Here is a 19,413-nt window from a genome sequence, read left to right on the forward strand (position 1 = left end):
GGCTTAGCGGTCACACATGTTTCAGTTCCAGACATGCGGAAACTTAACAATCATTGACAATCTCTTCATTGACCAAACAATAAATGACGGAGCATGCGAACCAAAAAAATTACTCATTAGTGTGCGGTACAACAATTCAGTGTTGGGCAGTCACGAAGTGGCTCTATAAGTTTTAGGCTGTTTTGTCCGCAGAGCTGCCTTTGTAGAAGCCTGCAGCCAATTACTACTTCGAGCCCATACCTACCAAATGCTGCAAACACCATGAACGGCAGCAACTCGCACAAAGCGTTCATCGGCATCAAAGCGTTATCGAAGACGTTTCAGTGAACCGCTACAATCGCTAAGAATGTATTGTGAGCTGTGTTGCTGGGATTATTGGCAACCAAAGTACTGACGCTTTGTGAATAGAAGTCGGCAAAAAATTTTGCTGAATCCTACTAGGGCGAAAATAATGGTTTTGTTGAGGTTAAACATGGCGCTGTTCTAACTTCTGTATAAAACTTGTTTAGCGCCATTTTGGAGCATGACGGAACAGGCATTCAGCTGAAGCATGGAAATGAACTCATCCGGCTTGTGCCCCTGTTCAGCCATTGAGCCAGGACCGCACACGACGGTTGGAATGCCCAGGCTGGAAAGAACGCCTGCCTCCGTGCCAAAGGCCACATGGGTCGTGTCGCCGCCGCACCAGGACCGCGCGAGCGAGACCACCGGGTCGGATGCTGCCATAGACAGGCCGGGATATCCCGCCAAAGCCTGAAGCGAGATTTGCGCGGCAGGCGGAAACTCAGCCGTGACCGCCTCTGCCGCCTGCCGAAGCTGCACTTCGATCTCCTCCGGGTCATCTTCGGCCAGATGTCTGAACTCACAGAGAAGCGTAGCTTTGTCGGGGACGAAGTTCAGCGCTGTTCCGCCGGACAGCTGACCGACATGGAATGTCGTGTAAGGCACGTCATAGGCCGCGTTGCGGGCTCCGGTATCGCGCGCGACCTTCTGCATGCCTCGCATCTTGCCAACAAAATCGACTGCCACATGCAGCGCGTTGACAAAAGTCGGTGCCAGCGCGGAATGACCGACCTCTCCCCGAATGTCCGCACGATAAGCGCGCTTGCCTTTGTGACCAATGGCCACCTGCATCTCGGTCGGCTCACCAACGATGGCCAGTCGCGGACGTCCCAGCAGCGGCGGCAGACGGTCCTTCATCCGCGTAATCCCGACGCAGCCAATCTCTTCGTCGTAGGACACTAAAAGCTTCAACGGCGCTTTCAGGTCTCGGGCGTGCACCGCATCTGCGACGGCCAGCATCTCTGCCAGAAACCCTTTCATATCGGTCGTGCCGCGCCCGAAAAGCCGCTCGCCTTGTCGGGTCAGCTTGAAGGGCGGGACGCTCCAGTCTTGACCTGTAACTGGCACCACATCGGAATGCGCCGACAGCAGCAGGCCGCCGTCAACCGATGGCCCGATCTCGGCAAAAAGGCCCGCTTTCTCCTCCTCCGCATCAACAATGCGCTGCACCCGGAACCCGCGAGAGCGCAGAAAATCCTCGACATAGACGATCATGGCAAGGTTCGAGCGATCGCTGACCGTGTTAAAAGCGACCAATCGCTCTAGCACCTCCAGTGACAGCGTCACGTCAGCGCCTCCCCACTAATGGCGTCGAACGCGCCGGAGCGTACCTGATCCCGCGCATAGTCGATAAACGCCTGCACCGTGCGGGATTTCTCCGCGCCATGCGTGGTCAAAAGGCCCATGCGCAGCGACCGGACGGGCCCCGAGATCGGCACGCAGACCAGCGGGCTGCCATCCGGTGATATATCGCTTTGCGGCCGCACATTCGCGATGGAGTAACCGAAAGCATTGCCCACCATCGACCGCATCACCGCCATGTCACGCGTCCGCTCCACGATGCGGGGCTGTTGTACTGTCGCCGAGAACAGCGACAAGAAGTAATCCGCGCTGATCGGCAGATCGAGCAGGACCATCGGCAACTCCGCCAAATCGGCAATCGACACGGACGCGCGTTCGGCCAGCTCATGCCCAGCATGCAACAAGGCAAACGGAGTGAGACGTACAAGCCCGATGAAGTTCAGATCCGTCGGGATATCCATGTCATAGGTCAGCGCGATATCGATTTCGGAGCGCTGCAAGGCGTGCAAGATTTCCGCTTGGTTCAATTCCTTCTGGACGACCCTGACATCGGGGTAACCGCTTTCAAACCCGCGTCTGAGCCGTGGCAACACGAGTTGCGCGAAGGTCAGTAAACACCCCACCGCCAATGGGCCCCGCGCAACGCCGGAGATGTCAGCGGCTATGTTCGCGATCTCGCGCGCGCCATTCAGGACTTGGCGCGCTTGGTCAGACACCCTCTGCCCGCCTTGGGTGAGCGAAAGGCCCTGAGCGTGCTGACGCACAAAAAGCAAAATGCCCAGTTCGTCCTCAAGCTGGGTGATAGCTGAAGAGATTGATGGCGGCGACACATTCAACCGGTCCGCCGCCCGCGCAATGCTGCCGGTTTCGCCAACGGCGACAAGATACTCTAACTGCCTGAGGGTCAGCCGCGACATGTCAGCGCTCCGGAAGGGTCGCTGGATGAGCGGGTGTCGAGACAGCGCACCCCGTCAAGCCGCGCTAAGGGCAGCATCTTGCCGGGCAAGCCATATCTGAAAGTCCCGGATAGTGCCTTCATAGTCATCCCCGGCCAGCGGACCTTCGATTGCATGGGCAGAATGCAGCGAGACCTGCATGCGCTCAAGCTTTTCCCGGTCCTCCCGATTGACCTCTTCCCAAAGCGCGATGCGCTGCTGGATCGTATCATGATCCAGATTGTCGCGATAAACGGACATGGTCCATTTGACGCGGATCAGGTTGGCGTGGATCGGGAAGATCGACAACGACACCAGCAGACTTGCGGCCTGGCTGGCGACTTGGGTCGGGAACTTGGCAAAAAGGGAAGACCTTTTGCGTTCCGCCTCACTCAGCCCCGGGGCCCCGTCCCCGCGCGGTGTAATGTTGTCGGGGTAATTTGCGGCATAAGACGTATAGCCATCCCCGCTTATCAGCTTGCGGGACAGCCCTGACGGCGTATAGCCATGAAGCGTTTGCGGATGGACCACGCTCAGGTGATAGCCCTCCATGAAGTTCTCAACGAGGCATTTCCAGTTGGTTTGCCAGTCTTCCTCGGCCACATGAACGAGGCGGAAGTCCGCCGTCTCGTAAGGCGCCAGCATGTCGTCGAGTTCGGCGTGCTCAAAAGGTTCCGCGCTTGCGTCAAGGTTCACGTAGATGAAGCCGTTCCAAAGCTGCACCGTGTGTTCCGGCAGCTTGCAGGACTTGGCATCGAATCCGGCATTTTCCATTCGCGGCGCGCGCAGCAGGCCGCCATCACGCCCATACGCCCATGCGTGATACGAGCAGACAAACCGCTTCGTGTTGCCACGCCCCTCCGCCAGCGGCATACCGCGGTGGCGGCAGACATTGGCCAGCACCCGAACGGCGCTGTCATCGCCGCGCACCACGAGCAACGGTTCATTTAAAATCTGCGCGGTAAAGAAGTCACCTGGCTCCGGGACTTCATCAACCCGGCCCAGACAATGCCAGCCGCTGCGCAAAACAGTGCGCGCCTCATGCTCGAACTGGTCCTGCGACGTGTAAAAGCCTCCGGGCATTCCCATAGGCCGGTCCGGAGGCAAAGCAGCCAGTGTTTGAAGTTTATCTCGCAGATAGGTCATACCATCCTCCTGTGTGCTGCTGTTCATGCGTCGCCCGGAACCCCGTAGGAAGGCGCCGCGCCGGGGTCCAGCGCGCGCCGCACGTAATCGTCCAGTTGCGGCTTGTACATATCCCAGGAGGTGGCCATCGCATCGATCGGGCACTGCTCCGTCCAGTCGCAGCGCAGATCGGCCACGGGCCACGCGACCTGATCAACCAGCAGCATGCCAGCAGAGTGCACCGGACCAGCCTCACCGCCTGCGTCGAGGCCTGCGCGCATCGCAGCAATCAGGCGGTCGCCCAGATGTCCGATCGAAGCCTCAAAAGCAGCAACGATTGCAGCCGGTACACCGTCATGGGCCAGCAGGTTACCGCCAGAGGCGACATTGATCCCCTGGGCCTCGTTCCAGTTGCCCAGAACGTTTTTTCCAGAATGAATGGCCGTGCTCCCGGCTGCATCAATTGCCAAGAGCTGTCGGTACTCGATATGCGCAGCTTCGCTTGTGACTGTATGTACCGCATCGGCTGCCGACGCGCCCTGTTCCATCAGATCCAGCGTCACCGGCCCAAGACGCGGGTCGGTCACGTTCTGGCTGGCAACGGCCCCAACGCCCGCGCGCGCATAGGCACAGCGCGCCGCCACGGCGGGCGAGGAGGAGGAAATTGCCATGCCAAACATCCCGGTTTTGGCGCAACGGGCCACGAGTGAAAAAGTCATTGCGCCTAATCCGGGATCACAGCGGTAGCATCAATCTCCACCAACCATTCGGGGCGCGCAAGCGCCTGCACGACAAGCCCCGTGGACACCGGATGCACGCCTTTAATGTATTCGCCCATCGTGCGATAGACCGCCTCGCGGTTCCGCACATCGGTGATGTAGACGACAACCTTGACCAGATGCGCCATCTCGCCACCGGCCTCTTCGATCAACTGCTGGATGTTTTGCATCACCTTGTGGGTCTGCTCCCTTGGGTCATGGCTGTCGATGTTCTTGGCGTCGTCCAGATTCTGCGGGCATTGCCCCCGCATCCAGACGGTGCGCCCGCCGCGTGTGACAACCGCCTGACAGAGATCGTTGTCGAGCGACTGTTCGGGATAGGTATCGGCGGCATTGAAACACCGGATTCGCTCATGAGCCATGTTGCGCCGCGCTCCCTGCATCAATCTTTGCCATCAGATATTGAGCGAAATCGTAATTGGGACGCTCCAGATGGCTGAGGTGTCCGGGCGTGGCGGCATCCGAGCACAGCCCGTTATAGACCTTCTCTGTGCATCCCCGATCCTCGACATTTACATCATCCAGCAGCGCTTTAAGCGCTGTGAAGTTCTCTTGTGCGTTCGGGTCATCAGCAAAATCGTTCGACATGCCGCCGCCAAAACGAATATGTACCTGACCAGGGCCTTTGGGGTGCAGAGACAGATACCAGAAATAGCCCGGTGTCAGCGTGATCATCAAGCTGGGATAGAGCGCCAGAAGGTAGGTCGTGCGCCGCTCATCGCCGTGGAGCCGGTCATTCTCCGGATGCGCCATCGCAATGCGCAACGATTCATCTTTTAGGATCGTATGATAATTGAACGCTGCATGGCCCGGCGGACAGATCATATCCTCTAACCGCGACAGGCCGCCAATCGTCCCGGCATGGCACACCGGCAGATGGTAGCTCTCCATGAAGTTTTCGGCTAGCACCTTCCAGTTCGTGTCCCAGACATGCTCTTCGTAAAACGCTTCCGAGTAGTTGGCCATGTCATAGCCTTCAATCATGCGGGCCACTTCGGACAGTTGCTCCGCCACTGGGGCGGCCTCGGGATCAAGGCAGACAAACACCCAACCCAGCCACTCTTCGCAGCGCACCTGCGGCAGCGCGTAGTGGTCTTTGCAAAACCCCTCGTTCTGGGCCATCGCAGGCGCGCCACGCAACTTGCCGTCAAGGTTGTACGTCCAGGCATGATAGGGGCACACGATCGTCTTGGCATTGCCACGCCCGTGCAAAAGCGTGGACATGCGGTGTAGGCAGACATTGCTCATGGCGCGCAATTCACCGTCGCGATCCCGAAGCACGACGATCGGCTGATCCGCCAATTCGCACGCGACGTAATCCCCCGGTGCCGCCAACGCGTCGGCGCGCCCTACGCAATACCAATCCTTGTGAAAGATATATTCGAGCTCTGCATCGACAAAGCTCTCCTCGGTATAAACCTCTGTTGGCATAGCGCGCGCGCGCTCAAACGGGACCGAGGTATTTTTCCTCAGGGCATCTATTGGATCCACATGGTCTTTCGGCATGAACACACTCCTGATCTGAGCCGTTGGCCAACGCTCCGCGCATAATTTAACGGCTGTGGCGGCAAACAAAGAACAAGTCCAGCTTATCGATGATTAGACAAAAACTAATCGACATAAGGCAAGAGAAAATCAATGTCTGTCCAGGGCGCATGGCGGGACAAGGTCAGCGCCCTAAGAGTGTTCAATGTGCGAAGGGTCTGTAGCATGGAAAAGTTCGACGCTGTTGTTATTGGCGCTGGCCAGGCGGGCATAGCAACCAGCGAACACCTGCGCGCTCAAGGCATTGAGCATGTCGTCTTGGAGCGCGGCCGTATCGCCGAGCGCTGGCGATCCGAAAGATGGGACTCGCTGGTTGCGAACGGTCCTGCCTGGCACGACCGTTTCCCCGGCATGGCTTTCAGCTGCGAAAGCGACAGCTTTCCTGACAAGGAAAGCGTCGCCCGTTACTTTGAAGATTATGCTCAGCTGATCGACGCGCCCGTGCGCACCGGTGTCACGGTGGAAAAAGCCCGCCCCCATGCTGATCGGCCGGGATTTCTGATCGAGACGTCGAGGGGTACACTCGAAGCACGCCACCTCGTCAGCGCCACGGGCCCATTCCAGAAACCCGCCATCCCGCAAATCATTCCGCAGACCACGGACGTCACGCAAATGCACTCGACCGCCTACCGAAACCCCGGCGCCTTGCCGGACGGCGCGGTTCTAGTAATCGGCGGCGGATCGTCTGGCTCGCAGATTGCAGCAGAGCTGCACGAGGCCGGGCGCAAGGTCTTCTTCTCCATCGGCCCGCACGACCGGCCGCCGCGCAGGTACCGTGGCCGCGACAATGTTTGGTGGCTGGGTGTGCTGGGCATTTGGAACCTCGACACTCCGGCACCCGGCACCGAACACGTAACAATCGCCGTCAGCGGTGCGCAAGGCGGAAAAACGGTAGATTTCAGGCACCTTGCAGACCGTGGGATCACGCTTTTGGGCATGTCTTCAGGGTATGAGAACGGTATCTTGCAGATTGCTGACGATCTCAAAACCAACCTCGACGCGGGTGACGAGAACATGCTGTCCTTGCTGAAGGCGGCAGACGCCTACGTGGCACGAACAGGGATGGATTTGCCGGAAGAGCCGGAGGCGTGGACTATTCCAAACGATCCGGATTGTGTCATCAACCCAATCCGTGAACTCAACCTCGCGGATCACGGCATTGGAACAATTATTTGGGCCACCGGTTTTCAGTTCGACTATGGGTGGCTCGAAGCCGACACGTTGGATGAACGGGGCCGCCCGATCCATCAACGCGGTGTCTCGCCGGTTCCCGGGCTATATTTTGTGGGATTGCCCTGGCAATCGCGCCGCGGGTCCTCGTTCATTTGGGGTGTTTGGCACGATGCAAAGTTCATCGTCGATCAAATCGCTATTCAAGAAAACTACTTGGCTTACCGGCCGGCACCTTTGTAATTTTTCGTCGATCCGGTAGAGAAGTTCTATCCTCTCGCAAACATCGACAAAAAACTAGCTGAGCCGCAACCAAGATTTCAGCCAGCTTCGTTACCATTTGAATTGGCAATGCGCCTGAACCGGAGATCTGCACGTGTTATCGGAACGGCAGGTTTGTCCGCATAGCGGTCATTCGTTGACCTGGCTTTTGGGGCCTTTTCCCATGGCACCCCGTCCCACACCACGCTAACCTCCGCCCAACCGCGACAGAGGATTCCCCCATGCCCTTCACCCTTGCCACCTGGAACATCAACTCGGTCCGCCTGCGCGAGCCCATCGTGCTGAAGCTACTTCAGGACGAAGCGCCGGATGTTTTGTGCCTGCAGGAATGTAAATCGCCTGTCGAAAAGATCCCGACGGAAGGGTTTGCCGAGCTGGGCTATACCCACATGGTTGCGCGCGGTCAGAAGGGCTATAACGGCGTCGCGATCCTGTCGCGCCTACCGATGGAGGAGGTGGGCGACAAGGATTTCGCCGGTTTGGGCCACGCGCGCCACATCGCCGGACGGTTGGAAAACGGTGTTACCATCCACAACTTCTATGTCCCGGCAGGTGGTGACGTGCCGGATCGGGATGTGAATGAGAAGTTCGGCCAGAAACTCGATTACCTCACCGACATGCGCGACTGGTTCCATGCGGAGAAGCCTCAGAAATCCATTCTGGTCGGCGACCTGAACATCGCCCCGCGTGAAGATGATGTCTGGTCGCATAAACAACTGCTCAAGGTTGTCTCGCACACACCGATCGAAGTTGAACATCTGGCTGAAACACAGGACGCAGGTGGTTGGGTCGACATTACGCGGCAGGATATTCCCGAGGGGCAGCTTTATAGCTGGTGGTCGTATCGCGCACGCGACTGGGATGCAGCGGATAAAGGGCGACGGCTGGATCATGTCTGGGCCACGCCGGATATTTCCAACGCAGGCCATTCCAGCCGCATCCTGCGGGACGCGCGCGGGTGGGAAAAGCCCAGCGATCATGCTCCGGTCTTTGCGACCTTTGACGTCTGAGATGTAACTCTGCCCTTGGTTTCTGCTGCAAGCGATTGCATATAGGGCGCAAGTTCGAACGAGAGAGTGATTGCCATGGACCTTCTGAACGGCGCAGACGCCCCAGCCACCGATCTGATCAAAGACGGGAGCGAGGCCACTTTCATGGCCGACGTGGTCGAAGCTTCGCAGGAAACACCCGTTATCGTTGATTTCTGGGCACCTTGGTGTGGTCCGTGCAAAACTTTGGGTCCAATGCTGGAAGAGGCCGTAACTGCCGCAAAAGGCGCGGTGAAGATGGTCAAGATCAACGTGGATGAGGCGCAGATGATCGCCTCGCAAATGCGGATCCAGTCGATTCCAACCGTTTACGCCTTTTTCAAGGGCCAACCGGTCGATGGGTTTCAGGGCGCACTGCCGGGGTCCGAGATCAAGGCGTTTGTCGACCGTGTAATCGAAGCGGCTGGCGGTGAAAGCCCAGGCGGTCAGCTGGATGATGCCGTGCAAGCCGCCGAGGAAATGCTGACCGAAGGCGCGGCTGCAGACGCGGCGCAGACCTTTTCAGCCATTCTGGGTGAAGACCCCAACCACGCGGCGGCCTATGGCGGCTTGGTGCGTGCGCATATCGCCACCGGCGATCTGGAACAGGCCGAGGCGATCCTGAATGGCGCCCCGGCCGAGATTTCGACATCCGCCGAGCTGGAGGCTGCTCATGCACAGCTAGAGCTGGCCAAGCAGGCCGCGGATGCAGGCCCTGTTGCTGAACTGACGGCTGCTGTTGAGGCTGATCCTGAAAACCAACAAGCCCGGTTTGATCTGGCCCAGGCCCTGCACGCAAACGGTGAAGTGGAGGAGGCAGTGTCGCAACTGCTGGAGCTGTTCCGCCGGGACCGTGAGTGGAATGACGGCGCAGCTAAGGCGCAGCTATTTACCATTTTTGATGCGCTCAAACCCAATGATCCGATCGTTCTGAACGGGCGTCGCAAACTCAGCTCGATGATATTTGCCTAATCTCTGATCAGAGCTAGAATTGGGTACATGATGCATCCCGCCGACCTGCCGGATACGGTATCCGTTTTTCCTTTGCCCGGGGCACTGCTGTTGCCTCGGTCGCCGTTGCCTCTGCATATCTTCGAGCCGCGCTATCTACAGATGCTGGACGATGCGCTGAAAACCAAGGAAAGACTGATCGCAATGGTTCAGCCGAACCCTTCGATCAGTGACGAGAAAAAGCTGCACCGCATTGGATGTGCAGGGCGTGTAACGCAGTTTTCCGAAACAGAAGACGGTCGCTATCTGATCACTTTGACCGGAGTGTCCCGCTTCCGCATTGTGTCAGAGTTGGACGCGTTCACACCCTATCGCCGGTGTGCTGTCTCGTGGGATGGATTCGATCGCGATCTTGGTAAGGCCGAGAAAGACGACGGGTTCAATCGCACAAAATTCCTGACCCTTTTGGAACGCTTCTTTTTGTCCAGGCAATTGTCGACCGATTGGGAGTCTATGAAAGACGCAGAGGATGAGTTGCTTGTGAACTCATTGTCCATGCTTTTGGATTTCGATCCCGAAGAAAAACAAGCTCTTTTGGAGGCCCCCTGCCTGCGCACCCGGCGTGAGACCTTGGTGACGCTGATTGAATTCGCCATGCGCGGCGGATCGAATGAGGAAAAACTACAATGACCGACTCTGACCACGCTTTTGATCGGCATATGCTCGAAGCGTTGATCTGCCCGCAGACCCACACCACTCTGCACTATGACGCGGAAAAACAAGAGCTTGTGTCAAAAGCTGCCGGGCTGGCCTTTCCCATTCGCAACGGGATCCCGGTCATACTGATCGATGAGGCGCGGCAGCTCGACTAAATTGCTCGTCCTTGCAACAATTTGGGCAGATCTCCGGTCAACCCGGCGGCCTCTCGCACAAAGCCACGGCGCAATCCGGGCAATGACCCGACAATGCCCATTCCAATATCTCGACCGAGACGCAGCAAGGGATTGTCGTTGGAAAACAGCTTGTTGAAGACATCCGTCGCCATCGCAAGCGAGGCGGTGTCAAAGCGACGCCATTCCTGATAACGCTCTAGCACCATGACCGAGCCGATATCCTCACCGCGCCGCCCGGCGAGTGTCACAACCTCAGCCAAAGCCCCGACATCGCGCAGGCCGGCATTTAGGCCCTGACCGGCAATGGGGTGCATCCCGTGGGCGGCGTCCCCAACCAGTGCCATGCGGTCGCCGATGAAGGAATTGGCGATGGTCAGGTTCAGCGGGTATGTGAAACGGTCGCCTGCCAAGCGTATCTCACCTAGAAAATCGCCGAAACGCGGGCGTAGCACTTGCAGATAATCTTCTTCAGACATGGCGTTGATCCGTGCCGCAGTCTCGGTACGCTCGCTCCAGACGATAGAGCTGCGGTTTCCGGTCAGCGGCAGAATCGCAAGCGGACCGGGGGGCATGAAGAACTGATGTGCAATACCATTGTGCGGCAGATCATGTTCGATGGCACAGACCAGCGCGGTCTGACCATAATCCCAACCGGTGCGTTTGATGCCCGCCCGTGACGCGGTGCCACTGCGGCGGCCGTCGCACCCAACCAGCAGGCTGCCGCCCACGGTTGTGCCGTCGTCCAACGTTAAGGTCACCCCAGTGGCGTCGCTCTGTTGGGATACAACTGTCTTGCCGCTTATCTGGGTGATGCGCGGCTCCTCGGCCATCGCGTCCAGAAAAGCGCGGCGCAGATGGCGGTCTTCGACCATATACCCCATCGGGCCTTCTTCGATCTCGGCATGGTCGAAATGCATAAAAAAGGGTGAGGGGCCTGCGCCCGCGTGACCGTCTGTGACCTTGATTTCCAGCATTGGTTGGGCGTGCTCAGCCACGTGCGCCCACACTCCTGTCGCATCCAGCAAGCGTTGTGAGGCCAAAGCCAACGCATAGGCACGGCCGTCAAAGGCGGCGTTCTTCCGGACCTTTTCGGCCAACGCATCGATCACCGTGACTGAGTGACCTGTTTGTGCCAGTGCCAGCGCCAAAGCGGGGCCGTTCAGCCCGCCGCCCACGATCAGAATATCAGATGCCTGTGTCATGCCATGCAATATGCGCGCCCTTTCGGGATTGTCCATGTGCAGTCCTGTCGCTACCGTCGCCCAAAGCTGAAAATTCCGGAGGGGCAAGATGCAGGATTGGTTGACCATGACCGCGTGTGATTTGGGCCGTGGCATTGGGATGGGTCAGATTGACCCGGTTGAACTGACGGAAACCTACCTGTCTGCCATCGACTCTCATCCGCATCGGGACCGCATCTATGCCCGTGTCACCCATGAGCGCGCCCGGTCCGAGGCTGAAGCAGCCCAGCAGCGCGCCAAACTGGGCCTGCGCCGGTCCTTGCTGGACGGCGTTCCGGTCAGTTGGAAAGATCTGTTCGATACGGCGGGGACAGTGACCGAGGCGGGTTCGGCGCTGCTAAAGGATCGTGTGCCGGATGCGGATGCGCTGGTGTTGCGCAATGCGACTCAGATGGGCACCGTCTGTCTGGGCAAAACACATATGAGCGAGTTGGCCTTCTCTGGTCTTGGCCTCAACCCGATCACTGAAACACCGCCCTGCATTAACGATGAATCTGCAGTGCCCGGAGGGTCGTCTTCAGGGGCGGCCGCCTCGGTCGCTTGGGGTTTGGCCGCTTGTGGCATTGGCTCGGACACCGGCGGGTCGGTACGGATCCCGTCGGCTTGGAATGATCTGGTCGGTCTGAAAACCACTGCCGGACGTTTGAGCCTGGAGGGTGTGGTGCCGCTCTGCCTGCGGTTTGACACGGTCGGGCCGCTGGCGCGGTCGGTTGAGGACGCCGCGCAAATGTTGGCTTTGCTCGAAGGTGGAACGCCAGCCGATCTGCGCGGTGCGTCGCTGAAAGGCCGACGCTTTGCCGATTTGCAGAACATCGCCAAAGACGATCTGCGCGACACGCCGCGTAAGGCATACGAGGAAGCGCTTGCAAAACTCGCAGACGCCGGGGCTGAAATCGTGCCGTTGGAAGTGCCCGCACTGAACGAGGCCATGACCCTGACCAGCACCATCTACACAACCGAGGCCTATGGGCTGTGGCGCGACGTGATCGAGGCAAACCCCGAAGCGATGTACCCAGAGATCCTTGAACGGTTCCGTATTGGTATGGGGTTCTCTGGCCCCGACTACGTGGCCGCCTGGTCCAAGCTCAAGGCTTGCCGCACAGCATGGGATGCAGCAACCGCCGGGTTTGACGCGGTTCTGGCCCCTACGGCCCCGATTCTGCCGCCTAATCTGGAGCGCTTGATGAGCGACCACGACTACTACGTGACCGAGAATCTACTGGCCCTACGCAACACGCGGATTGGCAATCTGATGGGTCTTGCAGCGCTGAGCCTACCCACCGGAACCCCCAGTTGCGGGTTGATGATGTTGGGTTATCCCGGCTCGGAAGAGGCCCTTTTGCGGTTGGGTTCAGCAGCGGAAGCGGTACTGGCCTGAATGCCACAATCCCCTGATTCGGAACCTCTTTGTCTGGACGAAGAGGGGCCCGGGCTGTAATCTGCCAAAAAAACGGGGCGTAAATGACCCCGATATTGAGGCAGTATTATGGATTTCCCCGAGCGGTTTTCGAACCTACCGGCTTATGCATTCCCGCGTCTGCGCGCCCTGTTGGATCATCACCAGCCGGGCGGTGACGTCGTTCACATGACGATTGGTGCACCCACGCATGATTTTCCGGCATGGGTGACAGATGTCATAATGGAAAACGCCTCTGGGTTTCAGGGCTATCCGCCGAACGAAGGTTCGGAAGACCTGCGTGGTGCGATCACGGATTGGATTCATCACCGCTATGGCGTTCAGATGGACCCGGATGCCAACGTGATGGCGCTGAACGGGACCCGTGAGGGGTTGTATAACGCCGCTATGGCGCTGTGCCCGGAACAAAAGAACGGCCAGCAACCGATCATCCTGTGCCCGAATCCGTTTTATCAGGTCTACATGGTCGCTTCGCTTTCGGTAGGCGCGCAGCCCTATTTTGTGCCTGCAACCGCCGCAACCGGTCATCTGCCAGATTATGCCGGTCTACCGGCTGAGGTGCTGAATCGCACCGCTGTGGCCTATATCTGCTCACCTGCCAACCCGCAGGGGGCCGTCGCCTCGCGCGATTACTGGGCTGAATTGATCCGTTTGGCCGAGCAATACGATTTCCGCATCTTCGCCGACGAATGTTATTCCGAGATTTACCGGGACACGGCCCCAACAGGTATTCTGACCGTCGCACAAGAACTGGGCGCTGATCCTGAACGGATCACGCTGTTCAACTCGCTTTCCAAACGCTCGAACCTGGCCGGGTTACGGTCGGGGCTGATCGCGGGCGGGCCGGAGACGATCAAACAGGTCAAGCAATTGCGCACTTATGCCGGGTCGCCTTTGCCGTTGCCCTTGCAGGCCGCTGCGGCAAAGGTCTGGGCAGATGAAGAACACGTCCGTGAAAACCGCGCGCTCTATCAGGAAAAATACGCCATCGCGGATGAGGTGTTCGCGGGCGTGCAGGGATACATGTCGCCAAAGGCCGGGTTCTTTTTGTGGCTGCCGGTCGACAACGGCGAAGACACCGCATTGAAGGTCTGGAAGGACACCGGGGTTCGGGTCCTGCCGGGCGCATATCTTTCACAAGGTGATCCGGGGAACAACCCGGGCAAAGGCTTTATCCGGGTTGCATTGGTAGCCCCAAAAACAGAGTTGCAGCGTGGTCTGATCACACTCCGCGACTGCATCTATTCGTGAGGTACGAGGGCAAAATGGCATCATATAACGCGCGCAATCGCGATCCATTGTTGGACAGCACCACGCAAGCCGCCTTGGAGCGACGCAGCAAGGAACTGATCGGCATCGCCCTTATCCTGCTGGGTTTGGCTGCGGCCGCGATGATCTGGTCCTACACCCCCGATGATCCGAACTGGATGGTTTCGACCGACGCGCCGGTGCAGAACTGGATGGGGCGAATAGGCGCATCGATCGCTGCGCCCCTTTTCATGATCGTGGGCTGGGGCAGCTGGGGTGTTGCGCTCGTGCTGATTGGTTGGGGTTTGCGTTTCGCGGGTCATTTCGGTGAAGACCGCGCCATTGCCCGGTTGATCTTTGCCCCAATCTGGATCGCCGTTGTCTCGGTTTACGCTGCGACCCTTGTTCCCGGTGCCGAATGGCGCGCGACGCACAGCTATGGTCTGGGAGGTCTGTTCGGCGACACGGTCATGGGCGCGTTGTTGACGCTTTTGCCGATCTCTTCGCATTTTCTGGTCAAGCTGATGTCTCTTGCCATGGCGGTCGGAATGATCGCGCTGGGCATCTTTGTTCTCGGCTTTACTAAAGCCGACGTGAAACGCGGCTTCCGTGCGTTCCTTTTGGGTTTGGTGATGGCCTACGACCTGCTGATGAATCTGCTGGGCCGTGGTGCCTCGGCGACTGCGCGGGCTGCGCGGGATCGACAGGCGCAATGGAAAGAACACCGCGCCGCGCGGGTGGAACCAGTTTTGAATGATGATATCGCCTTCGGTGATCCCGTCTTTGAAGAACTGGAAGAAGAGCCCGAACCTGCGCCCAAAACCGGCCTTTTGGCGCGCATGCCGTCGTTGATCCGCCGCCCGGAACCGCTGCCTGAGCCTGAATTGGTCGATCCAGAACCGATTCCGGGCTTTGACGAAATGCCCGGCGAAGATCGCATCCGCTCAAAAATCTCGGCTGCTGTGCGCAATCGCAAAGTTGCAACTGGCGAGATGACGCCCGAACCGGACCCGAGCCTGCCTTTGACCAAAGGCCGAGGCCGTCGACCCGACCCGCTGATCCTGAATGCGCATCAGCCGGATGAATTGCCGGCCGAGCCACCGGTGACCACCAGCGGGTTGCCGCCCGAACCTCCGATGACAGCAGGAGCCGCACCCGAGTGGCATGATCCGGCCCCGGTCGAGTATGCGCCCGAGATCCAGCAAGACCAATACGCGCCTATGGCGGATCTGGACGATGAGCCACTTGTCGAGGACATGGAAGACTCTGTGCCGCAGTCGCGCCCTGCGACGAAGATCCCAGTGGCGGAGCCGCGCAAGCCCGTGGTCGCACAGCCCGTGCGCCGCACACCGCCGCCGTCGCGCCGTGCGCAGGCCGAGGCGCAACCGGCACTGTCTTTTGAGGATAAGCATTCGGATTTCGAGCTGCCTCCGCTGGGGCTGTTGTCGAACCCGGCCAGCATTCAGCGCCATCATCTGAGTGATGAGGCGTTGGAAGAAAACGCGCGGATGCTGGAAAACGTTTTGGATGACTACGGCGTCAAGGGCGAGATCGTTAGCGTGCGCCCCGGTCCTGTGGTCACCATGTACGAATTGGAACCGGCTCCGGGTTTGAAAGCCAGCCGGGTGATTGGTCTGGCGGATGACATTGCGCGTTCAATGTCGGCGCTGTCGGCACGGGTTTCGACCTTGCCGGGCCGTTCGGTCATCGGCATCGAACTGCCTAACGAAAACCGTGAGATGGTGGTGCTGCGCGAAATCCTCGCCAGCCGTGATTTTGGCGATGGCAATCATGCACTGCCGCTGGCGCTGGGCAAGGACATCGGTGGCGAATCCGTCGTGGCCAACCTGGCCAAGATGCCTCACCTGCTGATTGCAGGTACGACCGGCTCGGGTAAGTCGGTGGCGATCAACACCATGATCCTGTCTCTGCTGTACAAACTGTCGCCGGATGAATGCCGCCTGATCATGATCGATCCGAAAATGCTGGAATTGTCGGTGTATGATGGCATCCCACATCTGCTGTCCCCTGTCGTCACCGACCCGAAAAAGGCGGTTGTGGCTCTGAAGTGGGTCGTGGGTGAGATGGAAGACCGCTATCGCAAGATGTCCAAAATGGGCGTCCGCAACATCGCGGGCTACAATGGCCGCGTGAAGGACGCGTTGGACAAAGGCGAGATGTTCAGCCGCACGGTGCAGACCGGGTTTGATGATGAAACCGGCGAGCCCACCTTTGAGACCGAAGAATTCGCCCCCGAAGCGATGCCCTATATCGTTGTCATCGTCGACGAGATGGCTGACTTGATGATGGTCGCGGGCAAGGAAATCGAAGCCTGCATCCAGCGACTGGCGCAGATGGCACGGGCCTCGGGCATTCACTTGATCATGGCGACGCAACGCCCCTCGGTCGACGTGATTACCGGCACGATCAAGGCGAACTTCCCGACGCGGATCTCGTTCCAGGTGACCTCGAAAGTCGATAGCCGCACGATTTTGGGCGAAATGGGTGCCGAGCAGCTGCTGGGGCAGGGCGATATGCTGTATATGGCGGGCGGGGCCAAGATTACTCGATGCCACGGTCCCTTTGTGTCGGACGAGGAGGTCGAGGAAATCGTCAACCACCTGAAACAGTTCGGCCCACCCGACTACATGAGCGGTGTGGTCGATGGCCCAGCCGAGGAAAAGGCTGAAAACATCGATGCCGTTCTGGGTCTGAACACCGGGGGTAACACGAACGGCGAGGATGCCCTGTACGATCAGGCGGTGGCGATTGTGATCAAGGATCGCAAATGCTCGACCTCGTATATCCAGCGGAAACTTGCCATCGGCTACAACAAGGCGGCGCGCCTGGTTGAGCAGATGGAGGACGAAGGCGTTGTTTCTGCGGCAAATCACGTCGGTAAGCGGGAAATCCTCGTCCCCGAGCAGTAAGATATTTAATAACAAGGGCAGAAGGCCTATCTGTACGGCATGAAACAGATTGCTTTTGCCCTTGCTTTGACACTGGCCGCACCTGCCGCATGGGCGGCGGATAAGTTGCCGCTTTCGCAGATTTCCAATTACCTGAACGGATTGAAAACGGTTGAGACGACCTTCACGCAAGTGAACGACGATGGATCGCTGAGCACCGGTAAGCTGTGGATGCAGCGCCCGGGCAAGATGCGGTTTGAATATGATCCACCCAACAGTGCAGTGGTACTTGCGCGTTCCGGCAGTGTTCAGATTTTCGATCCGAAATCAAATCAACCGCCCGAGCAATACCCGCTGAAGCGGACGCCCCTGTCCATCGTACTGGCGCGGAACGTGAACTTGGGGCAGGCTAATATGGTTGTGGGGCACAGTTTTGACGGCACCGCCACTGTGGTCACGGCGCAAGACCCTAAGAACCCAGAAGCAGGGCGGATTGATCTGATGTTCACAGACGATCCGGTCGAGCTGCGTAAATGGGTGATTCACGACAATGCTGGGGGTCAGACAACTGTTCTTCTGGGTGCTCTGACCGAAGGCGGGCGCCTCGATCAGGACTTGTTCTCGAACAGAAAAAGGGTCGGGTCAGGCAATCGCTGACCCGATCAAGCTTTGTCAGTACCGGCAGTTGGCCAACTGCGCCTGGTATAATTGCGCGCGCGCATCCACGTCACTAGCCACGTTCAACAACCAGGACTTGCTGTTGTAACTTCCACGCGCGAAGCCGGTATGGCCTTCGTGATAAGCGAGATATTGATTGCGTGTATCTGCCGGGTGAATACCGTTACGTTCGTAACTTTTATTCATGTACCAGCCGATAAAATCCGACGCGTCGCGAATCCGATCCCGCTTGGCGCGGCGTTTTCCGGTTTCACGTTGGTATTGCTCCCACGTACCGTCAAGCGCTTGGCCATAGCCATAAGCACTGCTTTGTCGGCCCATCGGGATGACGCCCAGAACGTATCTGTGCGGGGTGCGCGCATCGTGGCGATAGCGGCTTTCCTGATAGATCGTGGCCATCTGAACGTGCACGGGAACACCCCATTTACGTTCGGTGTTCTTGAAAGCCCTGATATAGTCGGGTTTTTCGCGCGCAATGCTGCACGCGTCATTCAATTTGCTGGGCGGCTGTTTCGAGCCGCCCCCACAGGATGCCAAAAGCAGCACCCCGAAGAGTACGATAAGAATTCTGCTCATGTGCCTCATGCCTTTTTTTGCACATTCTAGCGCAGATTGAGCGATTATGAAATCACAATCGTTACAAAACGATAGCCAGGATGGCAGGCAGTGCCGCAACGGAAAGAACGGTCGATACCATCACCATACCGGCAACGGCATCTGCGTCGGCGCCAAACCGTTCCGCCAACAGGTATGACGTCACCGCAACGGGTGTGCACATCTGCAGCACCAGAACGCCAAAGGCGATGGTGTCGAGATCGAAAAGAACACCGATCCCCCATCCCAGAGTAAAACAAACGGCCAGCTTCAACGCCGATAGCCAAATAGCGTGCCCGATACTGCGCGAAGTCAGGCGGGCGATTGCCACACCCACTGTCACCAACATCAATGGGACTGCCATCTGCCCCAACAGGTCAAGCGTGTTGGTCAGGAAGGTGGGTGTTTGCCACCCTTGCCACAGGAAAATGGCCCCCAAAATGGTGGCCCATGCCATCGGCTGGCGCAAAACTTGCCCCCACGCGCCTTTCCCGGCAACCAGATAGATTCCGTAAGTAAAGGAAAATAAGGCAGTAACAGACAGGAAGATTACCGCATATCCCAATCCGACCTGACCAAAGGCAAAGATACACAAGGGCAGACCAAGATTGCCGGTATTCCCGAATATCAACGGTGACAGATATGTCCGTTGGTTCAGGTGCAACACCCGAACGATCACCCAGAACACCCCGGCCAGCAAAAGATTTGCAATCAGAGTTGCCATCGTGAAGCGCGAAAGGTCTCCGCCCGGAATTTCAGTTTGCATCAGAGCCACAAAGATCAGGCTGGGCATTGCCAGGGTCGTCGCAAACCGGGTTACGAACTGAAGGCGGTACTCGAATCCCAGCTTTACCCAGGCAAAACCAATCCCTGACAACAGAAAGACCGGCGCCACAATTTCGAACACTGTTAGTATTAGGTTCACAGACTGTTTCCCTGAGTTTCACATCAATGATTGGCTTTTCCGGCCAGAA

Annotated in this window: 18 protein-coding genes; 9 read left to right on the plus strand and 9 right to left on the minus strand. The window is 58.2% G+C overall.

Translation table 11 applies throughout. The features are described from left to right. Nucleotides 1–483: 483 nt before the first annotated feature. From argE to ACR3EH_RS12760, 6 genes are read right to left on the minus strand one after another with little or no spacing between them, the layout of a single operon-like run. Nucleotides 484–1,629 (minus strand): acetylornithine deacetylase, encoded by a 1,146-nt coding sequence (gene argE / locus ACR3EH_RS12735; RefSeq protein WP_171186573.1) that lies wholly within the window; start codon nucleotides 1,627–1,629, stop codon nucleotides 484–486. Then, on the minus strand, nucleotides 1,626–2,561 hold the full coding sequence (locus tag ACR3EH_RS12740; protein WP_171186571.1) for a LysR family transcriptional regulator: 936 nt from the start codon (nucleotides 2,559–2,561) through the stop codon (nucleotides 1,626–1,628). The genes argE and ACR3EH_RS12740 overlap by 4 nt, the downstream gene beginning before the upstream one ends. Nucleotides 2,562–2,615: 54 nt before the next feature. After that, complete coding sequence (locus ACR3EH_RS12745) at nucleotides 2,616–3,725, minus strand: aromatic ring-hydroxylating oxygenase subunit alpha (protein WP_171186569.1); 1,110 nt, start codon at nucleotides 3,723–3,725, stop codon at nucleotides 2,616–2,618. A gap of 23 nt (nucleotides 3,726–3,748) precedes the next feature. Continuing rightward, nucleotides 3,749–4,423: a DUF1028 domain-containing protein gene (locus tag ACR3EH_RS12750; RefSeq protein WP_171186567.1), complete on the minus strand. Its 675-nt coding sequence runs from the start codon at nucleotides 4,421–4,423 to the stop codon at nucleotides 3,749–3,751. Between the two features lie 5 nt (nucleotides 4,424–4,428). Continuing rightward, nucleotides 4,429–4,845 carry a RidA family protein gene (locus ACR3EH_RS12755; protein ID WP_171186565.1) on the minus strand — a complete coding sequence of 139 codons (417 nt, stop codon included), beginning with the start codon at nucleotides 4,843–4,845 and terminating at the stop codon, nucleotides 4,429–4,431. Continuing rightward, a complete protein-coding gene (locus tag ACR3EH_RS12760; protein ID WP_171186563.1) occupies nucleotides 4,835–5,989 on the minus strand; it encodes an aromatic ring-hydroxylating oxygenase subunit alpha in 1,155 nt (384 codons plus the stop codon). Before ACR3EH_RS12760 ends, ACR3EH_RS12755 begins: the two co-directional genes overlap by 11 nt. A 204-nt stretch (nucleotides 5,990–6,193) precedes the next feature. Between ACR3EH_RS12760 and ACR3EH_RS12765 the strand changes: the two genes are divergently transcribed. The 5 genes from ACR3EH_RS12765 to ACR3EH_RS12785 all read left to right on the plus strand — a co-directional run bounded on the left by ACR3EH_RS12765 (nucleotide 6,194) and on the right by ACR3EH_RS12785 (nucleotide 10,331). Continuing rightward, on the plus strand, nucleotides 6,194–7,441 hold the full coding sequence (locus ACR3EH_RS12765) for a flavin-containing monooxygenase (RefSeq protein ID WP_171186560.1): 1,248 nt from the start codon (nucleotides 6,194–6,196) through the stop codon (nucleotides 7,439–7,441). A 260-nt stretch (nucleotides 7,442–7,701) separates the two neighbouring features. Continuing rightward, a complete protein-coding gene (locus tag ACR3EH_RS12770) occupies nucleotides 7,702–8,490 on the plus strand; it encodes an exodeoxyribonuclease III (protein WP_171188640.1) in 789 nt (262 codons plus the stop codon). Between the two features lie 75 nt (nucleotides 8,491–8,565). After that, complete coding sequence (gene trxA / locus ACR3EH_RS12775) at nucleotides 8,566–9,480, plus strand: thioredoxin (protein WP_171188642.1); 915 nt, start codon at nucleotides 8,566–8,568, stop codon at nucleotides 9,478–9,480. A 27-nt stretch (nucleotides 9,481–9,507) separates the two neighbouring features. Further along, nucleotides 9,508–10,149 carry an LON peptidase substrate-binding domain-containing protein gene (locus ACR3EH_RS12780; RefSeq protein WP_171188645.1) on the plus strand — a complete coding sequence of 214 codons (642 nt, stop codon included), beginning with the start codon at nucleotides 9,508–9,510 and terminating at the stop codon, nucleotides 10,147–10,149. Next, nucleotides 10,146–10,331 (plus strand): Trm112 family protein, encoded by a 186-nt coding sequence (locus ACR3EH_RS12785; protein WP_171676444.1) that lies wholly within the window; start codon nucleotides 10,146–10,148, stop codon nucleotides 10,329–10,331. Before ACR3EH_RS12780 ends, ACR3EH_RS12785 begins: the two co-directional genes overlap by 4 nt. Here ACR3EH_RS12785 and ACR3EH_RS12790 read toward each other — a convergent pair. Beyond that, nucleotides 10,328–11,590, minus strand: coding sequence for an FAD-dependent monooxygenase (locus ACR3EH_RS12790; protein WP_253746734.1), 1,263 nt, complete (start codon nucleotides 11,588–11,590; stop codon nucleotides 10,328–10,330). The genes ACR3EH_RS12785 and ACR3EH_RS12790 overlap by 4 nt on opposite strands. A gap of 52 nt (nucleotides 11,591–11,642) precedes the next feature. Between ACR3EH_RS12790 and ACR3EH_RS12795 the strand changes: the two genes are divergently transcribed. The 4 genes from ACR3EH_RS12795 to ACR3EH_RS12810 all read left to right on the plus strand — a co-directional run bounded on the left by ACR3EH_RS12795 (nucleotide 11,643) and on the right by ACR3EH_RS12810 (nucleotide 17,824). Then, entirely contained in the window at nucleotides 11,643–12,971 is a 1,329-nt protein-coding gene (locus tag ACR3EH_RS12795; protein WP_171188647.1) for an amidase, read from the plus strand. Between the two features lie 108 nt (nucleotides 12,972–13,079). Next, the gene (locus tag ACR3EH_RS12800; protein ID WP_171188649.1) at nucleotides 13,080–14,261 is read left to right on the plus strand and encodes an aminotransferase class I/II-fold pyridoxal phosphate-dependent enzyme; all 1,182 of its coding nucleotides are present in this window, start codon (nucleotides 13,080–13,082) and stop codon (nucleotides 14,259–14,261) included. A 14-nt stretch (nucleotides 14,262–14,275) separates the two neighbouring features. Then, entirely contained in the window at nucleotides 14,276–17,188 is a 2,913-nt protein-coding gene (locus ACR3EH_RS12805) for a DNA translocase FtsK (protein WP_171188651.1), read from the plus strand. 39 nt (nucleotides 17,189–17,227) lie between these two features. After that, nucleotides 17,228–17,824: a LolA family protein gene (locus ACR3EH_RS12810; protein WP_171095863.1), complete on the plus strand. Its 597-nt coding sequence runs from the start codon at nucleotides 17,228–17,230 to the stop codon at nucleotides 17,822–17,824. A 15-nt stretch (nucleotides 17,825–17,839) separates the two neighbouring features. Here ACR3EH_RS12810 and ACR3EH_RS12815 read toward each other — a convergent pair whose 3' ends face one another. Beyond that, complete coding sequence (locus ACR3EH_RS12815; protein ID WP_171095865.1) at nucleotides 17,840–18,421, minus strand: transglycosylase SLT domain-containing protein; 582 nt, start codon at nucleotides 18,419–18,421, stop codon at nucleotides 17,840–17,842. 61 nt (nucleotides 18,422–18,482) lie between these two features. After that, a complete protein-coding gene (locus ACR3EH_RS12820) occupies nucleotides 18,483–19,364 on the minus strand; it encodes an AEC family transporter (protein ID WP_171188654.1) in 882 nt (293 codons plus the stop codon). Between the last annotated feature and the right edge of the window lie 49 nt (nucleotides 19,365–19,413).

The organism is Ruegeria sp. BG7, from assembly GCF_056535685.1.